8 protein-coding genes are annotated in these 7,888 nt (G+C 48.2%); all 8 read right to left on the bottom strand.

The genetic code is table 11. The features are described from left to right. Window positions 1-879: 879 nt before the first annotated feature. The 8 genes from BVJ53_RS09310 to BVJ53_RS09265 all read right to left on the bottom strand — a co-directional run bounded on the left by BVJ53_RS09310 (window position 880) and on the right by BVJ53_RS09265 (window position 7,877). Window positions 880-1,905, bottom strand: coding sequence for a serine hydrolase domain-containing protein (locus BVJ53_RS09310; protein WP_129302171.1), 1,026 nt, complete (start codon window positions 1,903-1,905; stop codon window positions 880-882). 82 nt (window positions 1,906-1,987) lie between these two features. Next, window positions 1,988-2,668: a DUF4867 family protein gene (locus BVJ53_RS09305; protein WP_129302170.1), complete on the bottom strand. Its 681-nt coding sequence runs from the start codon at window positions 2,666-2,668 to the stop codon at window positions 1,988-1,990. A 20-nt stretch (window positions 2,669-2,688) separates the two neighbouring features. Then, window positions 2,689-3,627, bottom strand: a complete 939-nt coding sequence (gene lacC, locus BVJ53_RS09300) for a tagatose-6-phosphate kinase (protein WP_129302169.1) — start codon at window positions 3,625-3,627, stop codon at window positions 2,689-2,691. A gap of 205 nt (window positions 3,628-3,832) precedes the next feature. Then, entirely contained in the window at window positions 3,833-4,834 is a 1,002-nt protein-coding gene (locus tag BVJ53_RS09290; RefSeq protein WP_129302168.1) for a tagatose-bisphosphate aldolase, read from the bottom strand. Between the two features lie 58 nt (window positions 4,835-4,892). After that, window positions 4,893-5,411, bottom strand: coding sequence for a galactose-6-phosphate isomerase subunit LacB (lacB, locus tag BVJ53_RS09285; RefSeq protein ID WP_129302167.1), 519 nt, complete (start codon window positions 5,409-5,411; stop codon window positions 4,893-4,895). Window positions 5,412-5,456: 45 nt separating this feature from the next. Further along, a complete protein-coding gene (gene lacA, locus BVJ53_RS09280; RefSeq protein ID WP_129302166.1) occupies window positions 5,457-5,885 on the bottom strand; it encodes a galactose-6-phosphate isomerase subunit LacA in 429 nt (142 codons plus the stop codon). A gap of 144 nt (window positions 5,886-6,029) precedes the next feature. Next, window positions 6,030-6,791 (bottom strand): DeoR/GlpR family DNA-binding transcription regulator, encoded by a 762-nt coding sequence (locus BVJ53_RS09270; RefSeq protein ID WP_129302165.1) that lies wholly within the window; start codon window positions 6,789-6,791, stop codon window positions 6,030-6,032. Window positions 6,792-7,250: 459 nt separating this feature from the next. Next, complete coding sequence (locus BVJ53_RS09265; RefSeq protein WP_129302164.1) at window positions 7,251-7,877, bottom strand: HAD family hydrolase; 627 nt, start codon at window positions 7,875-7,877, stop codon at window positions 7,251-7,253. Window positions 7,878-7,888 lie beyond the last annotated feature (11 nt).

Raw genomic sequence — 7,888 nt, 5'->3', positions numbered from 1 at the left:
TAAATGCCATACCCATCACGTTCGCGATCACAATGCCGCGCAGAACATACTGATCAAAGGGCTTGCTAAATTAGCCTGATTAGGCTCGTCCCTATGGCAACCTGGGGACGCTAAAGGCACTGGTAATTGCCGTGTAAGACAAAGCAGTTCTACGAACTGCCTGCAGTGGTGTATCTGTGCAAATTGTGATTCAAGCGCTCGTAAGAAGGGTGTTTGCTCACAAGCCACTGACTTTAGTCAGTGGTGGTTGACTTAATTGCTGGATCAATGGATTGATTAAGAATACGTCTGCACAAACAAATCGGTCGCCAGCTCAAACGCAGCAGGCGCAATTAAAGTCCGAAGCAGTTTAACTGGTGCGTGGCGCACAACGATCGGACAACAGTAACCACCAATCTGGGACCCAATGCCGAGCGGGAGCATGATGAGCCAATCGATCTTACCAGTCCATGCGTAAATAATTGAGCCATGAAGGCCATGACGCTTTTGAAGGCGTTGGAGAACGATGAAATGCTGGGGGATGCGGAGACAGCTTTGCGATCGGTTCGCCGACTGCTCATCGAGAGGAAGATGTCGGCAGAGAGAATAAAGGATAGCACAGTATGTTCAAATGTAACGGCTGGTTCACTGAGGAGTAGCGCGAAACTTAGAATCCTGTCTGCTAGCGTGAGACCGGACAATTCAGTGACCAGTCTGCCGTCACCGTGCAATTCACGCGTTGATGGGGCTGTCGCGCCGATGCCGGAGAGGATGAGTCCGGCATTATTAGTGACGTTGGCGATAACTGGCAGAATACCGGCTAAAAGCTACTGAATGTCAAAACCCCCGGCTGCCATTTTGTGACAGTTGGGGGCTTCTTAGTTAACGATGCAACCGCGATTAAAGTTCAAGCGCTGCTTTTTGAATTTTATCGACGAATTGGGTCATCTCTGCTTGCGGCTTTAAGACATTGGTCAATCCAACTGCGGCTTTTTTCTGCTTGCGGTTGATGCTGAGCAAGCCGTTGTAACCTAGGACGCTGCCTGAATTACCTAACCAGCCACTGCCCAGATTGTGCCAGCCGAATCCGTAACCGGCCTCGGCAGCCTTGAAAATGGTTTCCCAGCTTTTCGGTTGCAGCAGCTGATTTTTCAACACAGCTTGTGCAAACTTTTCAAGATCGTCGACCGTTGTAACGAGGCCGCGATCTGCCTGGTTTTCGTCGCCTTTGCCAGCGAGATTAGGGTTGCCGGCAATCCAATGATAGCTTTCTGCAAAAGCGTGTGCCGTTCCCATTTTGGTATGTGTCAAAGCCAATGGGTCGTAAATTTTTTCCTTTAAAACGGCTTCAAGCGGCCGTTCCTCAGTCAAGCGATCGAGCACTTCGCCTAACAAGATAGCATTGGTGCTGCTATAAACCGTTTGACTGCCTGGCTTGAAGTCTAACGGTTGCTCGTTAACAACATCCAAGACTTTTGCCAGATCCATGGCGGCTGCATTGTGCTGGTCGATTTGCAAGGCTAGTCTCTCAGCTGGTAAGGTGACTGGTGCATTTTTCTTGAACGGTTCTGCCATGAGCGTCAAGTAATCCGGCACGCCGCTTTGCATGGTGGCAAGTTGGCCGATGGTGATGTTGTCAGCCTGCTTGTACTCAGGAACATATTGTGACAATTTATCGGTCAGCTTCAGTGTGCCTTTTTCAACGAATTGCATCAACAAAACACCGAAAAATTGCTGCGTGACGGTGCCTGCGCCGCTGAGAGTATGTGATGCGAAAGGAACCTTCATATCAATCTGGGAGAAGCCTTGCGAATCCGCTGCTAATTCTTTGTCCGCGGAAACCACTGCAACGGCTCCGTTATAGTGTTCTGTTTGTAAAGAGCGACTTAATGGTGATTCATCTTTAACTGATTCTAGTTCTACCATGTATAAACGCCTCCAAAAATGAACGATCGGTCGAGTCTTAGCTTGTGCTTGTTGGAGCATCGGCGTCGTCGGCCATTATTGATTAATCTAAATGTGCCACCTTGACGAGCTCGCCCGTCACGCCGACTTGGATCCCTTGTTTGATTTTATCGGTACGGGTGGCGTGCACGACTTGAAACTTGTTTTGTTTAACGATCAATTTGTTGTCCGTGTGGTAATCAGCCGGTAGCGGTTGATTGCTGCCGCGAATCAACATGACGATGAACTTGAACCCGCTGGCATGTGCTTCACACGGGCTGTAATGCAACGTGTCGCTGAAAAATTCAACGACTGTCCCCGCCGGAACGAAGAACAGTTTGGCATCTTTTTCCGCGTTGAATTGGCCAGCGTGCATTTGGCCGCGTTTGCCAATGACCATGACAACATCTGTGAAAAAGACGTTCACTTCGCTGCCTTGGTGGAATTCTACGGCAGTTAAGGCATCGGCGTGTCCGGCACATTCCCCGGCTTCGATCGGCAAGCCGGCGAAAATATCGCGCCCGATTTGCTGAACAACCGGAATCTTTTCCATGTCTGGATTGGAAGGAACATAAAGATTTGCCGCGGTCGAAGCGGGGATGCTGACGTGTTGGTCCATGAATGCCTTGAGTTCACTGACGTCATATTGTGAGTAGGTCACGCCATAATCGGCAAACGCCGCATCGGTGAGCTGATAAATTTTCCTGTCTGGATTCAAATTCTGAATTTTTTCAAAAGTTGACATTTGCTGACTTCTTTCCGAATTTAATAGTTTTCAATCGTGACTTTGGCAAAATACGTATCAAACTTCGCCGGATTGACGAAGCCAGTTTCTGCTTCCATCGTGTTGAGCATCCCCGTGGTCATAGCCGTCTTCAGAATGTCTTCGTCAGACTTACCATCGTGAATGCCCATGGCAAGGCCAGCTAAAGTTGAATCGCCTGAACCGACCGGATTGACGACCTGAATCTTAGGGATTGCGGCGTGATAGAACTTATTTTGATGTTTAACAAAGGCACCGGCCGATCCAAGAGACACGACAATCCAGTCAACGCCGTCAAAGATCGGATCCATGAGATCTTGCTTTAAAGCGGCATAATCCGTTTTATCGACTTTGCGGTTAAGCAAGCCGGCAAGTTCTTCTTCGTTTGGCTTGATCAAAAGGGGTTTCACCGGCGCTTCGAGTGCAGACTTCAAAGTGGCGCCGGATGTGTCGAGCAAGACTTTAACGCTTTTAGCATCAGCATTGGCGATCATTTGCGTGTAATAGTCTTCCGGAAGTCCTTGAGGCATGGATCCGGAAATCGTGACGAGATCAGCCTGATCAAGCAACTTGTCGAAGTGGTCGAGAAACTTTTGCGCATCTTCAGGGGCAATGGTTGGGCCGGCTTCAAGAATTTCGGTTTGCTTACCGCCATCATGCAGCATTGCAATCGAACTGCGAGTTTCGGCGTCAATCGGCAGAAAATCACGGGCGATACCATCGCGATCCAATTGATTTTCCAACCATTTGCCAAAATAGCCACCGATGAACCCGGTCGCAGTAAGATCGTGATTCAGCATGTGAATCACCCGAGAAACATTCAGCCCCTTGCCACCAGCGGTCTTACGAACATTTTTGACGCGATTCACCGTGTCGATCTTGAGGTGGTCGAGTGGATAAGAAACGTCAATTGAAGGGTTCAGAGTCACGGTTAAAATCATTTGTTTATACTCCTCCTGAGTGAGCGTGAGCCAGCCCGTTCAGAAACCGGAGTGTAAGCGGCCTTGGGCGTGATGGCCTGGGCTTAGGCCATTGCGACCAAGGTCCTTACACGCAGGTTTCTGGGCTGGCGAGCGCGTTATGATGTCATCCATTTAATAAAAAGCCGATTCCCTGGGGAGTCGGCTTTTATGGCTTGACCACGAATTATTCGTGAGTCACCTTGTCCGTCCAAGGGGTGGCTGTTTCAGCCAAAACCTTGTTCAAACGATCAATGTTCGCTTTGCCTTCGGTTTCCAGCCACTTCTTCCCGGCAGCTTCGCCTTCTGCAGCAAATGGCTTAACGCCTGGCTTCCAGGTTGCCCGGCCGCAGAGAACACCATTGAAGGTTGAGCCTGCCTTTTTGGCGAACTTGAGCTCTTCAAGGAAAAGTTCATTGGACACGCCTGCCGAAAGAAAAATGAACGGCAAATCGGTGGCATCTGACTGCGCTTTGTAATACTTAGCGACTTCTTCCTTGGTGTAAACTGGGGTCACACCTTCGTCGGTATAGCCTTCAACAAACTTCTGGTCAACCGGCACCTCAACTTTGAGCACCGAAACGTTGTATTGCGGCTTGCTGAATTCCTTGGTGATCTTGATAACCTTTTCCGGTTTAACCTTAGCCCAAGCAGCGGTGCCGGTTTCGTTGGTCTTGCCATCGTAAGAAACCAATTCAAGGAACAGCGGCAGGTCATTGGCTTTCGCTTCGGCGCCAACACGTTCAACGAAGGCGTATTTCCGATCGTTGATGCTGTCTGGTTCGTCAGGATCAATGTACAGCAAGAACTTAACCGCGTCGCCGCCTTCATTTTTAATGCGGAGTGCACTTTGGTTGTCGATCAAATCAGGGAAGCGACCAGGTTCGGTGGCATCGTAGCCGGTTTTTTCGTAGGAGAGCAGTAAACCGGCTTGCGGTGCTCGAACTTTAGCCGCTGGCAGGCCATATTCCGGATCCAGCAAAATCGAGCTGGCATACTTGGTTAATTCTTCAGAAACGGCCTTTTTGAAGTCAACGATCGTGGTTTCATCAGCCGGCTTGTTGGCAGCAGCAGCCAGCATCTTTTTCAGCGAGCCGCGCTGGTCAATTGCCAATGCAGAGATGACGTTGTTGTCATCGGAAAGTTGTTGTAAATGTTTAAATTGTCCCGCAGTCAGAGTAACGGTCATTTGAAGATTCCTCCATTTAGTCAGGGCTAGTGAGCGCGTGGACGCTCATGAAGCCAAATTAGTCGTGATAAACGCCTTCGTCCCACTTTTCGAGTTCAGCATCGAAGAAGTGTGGATTGTCTTTTTGTTCTGGGTTAGGCTTAGCGATTTTATCAATCTTGTCGATGATCTTCTTGTTTTCCGGCGTTTCTTTGTAGGTTGCGTCAAGGAAGGCTTTAACCGTATCTTCAATTAAGTGGATACCAGTAACGGCACCGCCAATACCTAAGACGTTGGCATTCAATTGTTCACGAGCATAAACTGCTGACGTTGCGTCGTTGGCCATCGCCGCGCGAACACCTTCGTTTTTGTCGGCCGCGGTTGAAATACCGATGCCGGTGCCGCACATCACGATGCCTAAGTCTGCGCGACCATCGGCAACGTCTTCGGCAACCTTTTTACCATAAACCGGGTAGTGGGTACGATGGGTATCATAGGTACCTTCGTCAATTACTTTATAGCCCATGTCTTTCAACATATTGGAGACTTGGATTTTTTCATTGGTCACAATATGGTCATTTCCGATTGCAATAATCATTTGGGTGAAACTTCCTTTCTTGGTTTAAATAAATGTGGGAGCAGCTTAAATCATTTTTTCCAACATATCTAACCGAATCTGGTGACGGCCGCCAGCATATTCAGTGTCGAGGTAGCGTTGAACGATGGCAATGGCACGGTCAACGCCGGTGATGCCTGTACCGATAGCGATGGCTTTGGCGCCGTTGTGTTCAGCCGTCATGTGCGCGGTGTTTTCTTCTTGAACAACAGCAGTGACCATTCCTTTGACTTTGTTAGAAGCCATGGCTGAGCCGACACCATAGCGGTCAAACATAATCGCTTTGTGCGCATCGCCATTCAGCAATTCCTTAGTAACAGCCAGTGAAGATTCAACAAAATCTTCAGCCGGTTCAGGAGTTACATCCGTTACCCGATATTGATGATCCTCTAAATACTTCTTAACTTGTTCCTTCATTGCAAATCCGTCTTTGTCTGCACCAATAATGACATCCATGATTTATCTATTCTCCTTTTTGTATGAGCGTGAACCGGCGCGGTTAGAAGTCGGAGTGTAAGTGGGCTCGGACGTGATGGCCCGGTCTTAGGCCACTGCGGTCAAGGCCCTTACACTCCGACTTCTGCGCCGGAGAACGCGTTATCATTTTCCTACAATAACAGAGGTATACTCGCCGAAATGCTGCTTGTCGTCATCGCTGATACCGTCATCAGTAATGAGGCCATCAGTTTGATCAAGGTCATAGAAGCTGTAGAAGTCTTGCCGATTCAGTTTAAAATGATCCGCAGCAACAAATTTCATGCCAGCATTGTCCAAGGCAATTCGCTGGGTTTGACCTTCTTCAGGGCTGGCATTGCTGATATGGTTATCAGCAATGCCATTGACACTGATAAATGCCTTGGTGGTGGTGAGGTGGGCTAACATTTCGTTGGCTAAGCTACCAATAAAAGCACCGGACCGCTCACGAAGCTGGCCACCAATCAATTTCAGCGAAAAGTAGTCGGCACGGTCCTGAAAGCTCTGGAAAACCGGAAGACTGTTAGTAATAACGCGAACTTCCGGCTTTTTCAGATACTGGGCAATGAGTTCCATGGTCGTACCGGGTCCGATGTAAACCGTGTCGCCTGAACTGATCACATCCGCAATTGTCGCAGCAATTTTCCGTTTCTCGTTCACATGAATGGATCGTTTCTCGTTTCGGGATAATTCGGTTAGCGGCTTAAAATGCGTGCTCTGGGCACCACCGTGAATGCGGATTAACTCATTTCGATCGGCGAGCTCTTCCAGATCCCGTCGTACGGTCATGGTTGAAACCCCTAAACTGTCGCCAATTTCATTAACGGTCACAATCCCCTTGCGATCCACTAAATTGCGGATTGTCAGCAAGCGCTCGTCTTTAAGCATTGAATCACCTCACATAATTTGTTCGTTGTTGTTTGTTTTTGTTCCTTATTACAGTTTTAAGTTACCACCGGTCGCTGCGTTCGTCAAGCCTAATTGCGACCAATATTACCGTCGATTTTGCGATTTTAAACCACCCGTTTGCTTTCTTAAGTAATCGGTTATTGCTCGAATAAACTAAAAAATGCTCTACAAAGCAAACATAATACAACACATATTAACAAACAGTATATGCCATATAACATTGGTCTCACTTGTTTAAAAACTTAGCCATGTCTTGTTTGCTGCATCAATTGATAAATCAATTAGCGGATACACGCGAAAAAGCCGATCTTTTGCTAAATACGAAGGTCGGCTTTTCAAAAAACTCAATAGAAATTGTATAATTTCCTGCGCACCTTTTTTGCAGGTTAAAAATGACGTTAGTATGACAAATGCGTAGTATATAATAGAAACAACTGTTTATCCCAAGTCAGGCAGTTTCAATAAGTCACTGGCTTGGTGCAAGACGGCGATGCGCGGTGCAACAGCTGGTGAAGGCGGGGTTGTCCAGCCGGCAAGGGCGAAGGCGACATTAGCGTTGGCAGCTGCTTGGGCATCGGTCGAGGTATCGCCGATGTAAATTGTTTTTTCGGGATTGCCGCCAAGACGTTCGCGCGCCAATGTAATGGGATCGCCAAATGGCTTGTTGCGTTTGGCTTCCCCGGCGACAACGACCGTTTGGAAATACGGGCTGAAGTGATATTTCTTGTCCTCTTCAAGGAACTGCGGTTTATCTTTTGAGGTCACGAGCCCGAGTTTATACTGTTGGCCTAGCTGCTTAAGAACGGCTTGCATATCGGGAAACCAGGAAACATCTGTCAAAAAGGCTCTTGAATCTTGCCGCCATTCTTCGTGAACCGTGGGAATTTCCGCATCGCTAAAGCCTAGCTCTTTTAAGCTGTCAACACCTGCGCGGCCATTGGTCCAAGTCAGATCATGGATCGCGACCTTGCGTCCATGCCGCAACAGGGTTTTCTGCAAGCCATAAAGATAGCCTTCGACATTATCGAGTAAGGTGCCGTCAATATCAAAGATAAACGTGTTCATATTTTTCCTCC

It is taken from the genome of Lacticaseibacillus chiayiensis, from assembly GCF_004123795.1.
GTDB classification, from domain to species: Bacteria; Bacillota; Bacilli; order Lactobacillales; family Lactobacillaceae; genus Lacticaseibacillus; species Lacticaseibacillus chiayiensis.
The sequence above is the reverse complement of the archived record's forward strand: the minus strand, read 5'-3'. Positions and strand labels throughout refer to the sequence as shown.